Annotated in this window: 1 protein-coding gene; it reads right to left on the reverse strand. The window is 42.1% G+C overall.

The features are described from left to right. The coding region (locus AC1DRF_RS30190; protein ID WP_477742595.1) for an NAD(P)/FAD-dependent oxidoreductase at nucleotides 1-853 on the reverse strand (853 nt) is incomplete at both ends.

The following is an 853-nucleotide window of genomic DNA, read 5'->3' on the forward strand; positions in this document are numbered from 1 at the left end:
GTTAAATTCTCATGGCGATTATCAATAAAAAGCTGATTGRCGACTTCTGAGACGAGCTTTGGTATCGCATATTTTAGCCCTGAAAGAGCGGATGCAGAAATTCCACAGCTAATTAAAGCGGAATAATTAAAAGCAAAAAGGCCATATACCATTTTTTGACCTTCCCTATTACGACTTAAAAAAGCAAAGCCGCTACTAAGGTAAGGATGGGCATCCAATACTGGGTTGGCAATTTCATGCGGTGCTTTGTAATGATCGTTCCAGCGAGCGATGTGTTTTTCAACAAGTTGCAATTCTGGACGCAGAGCCGGATCTGTTAGAAGTCCAGTGCTAATAATTAAATAGTCAAACGTAAACGTTCCCTGAGGAGTGGTTACAACTGCTTTGTMGTGTTTTTCCTCGACGTCGAGCCATGGGGCATGTACGTGCAAATGAAAACCTGGCCATGAGGAAGCGCGTCCAAATGTATCATTCGTAGGCGGCTGATTGTATTCGAAAAAATGAGCCATCACTTCATATTTTTCAGCATCTGACAGAGCATGAAAACGTTCAATCATTCCTGAAGCTTCCATTTGTCTGATTGGATTAATACGGGGAAGTTCTTTTCGTCGAACAAATACATGAGCTTCAGCAACTCCTTCGGAAAGCGCATAGTTGGCGTTATCAAACGCGGATGCTCCTCCTCCTAAAACAGCTACTTTTTTGTTCTTCAACGTAGTAAAATCAATGGTTTGTGAAGTGTGAGAATAAAGATGAGGCGGCAATTTTTCAGAAATCATAGGTGGAACATGCCATTCTCCTCCTCCTTGAATTCCTGTAGCTAGTATCACTTTACGTGCCATCAGTGTAGGAC

This window comes from Priestia sp. P5_B4 (genome assembly GCF_056400385.1).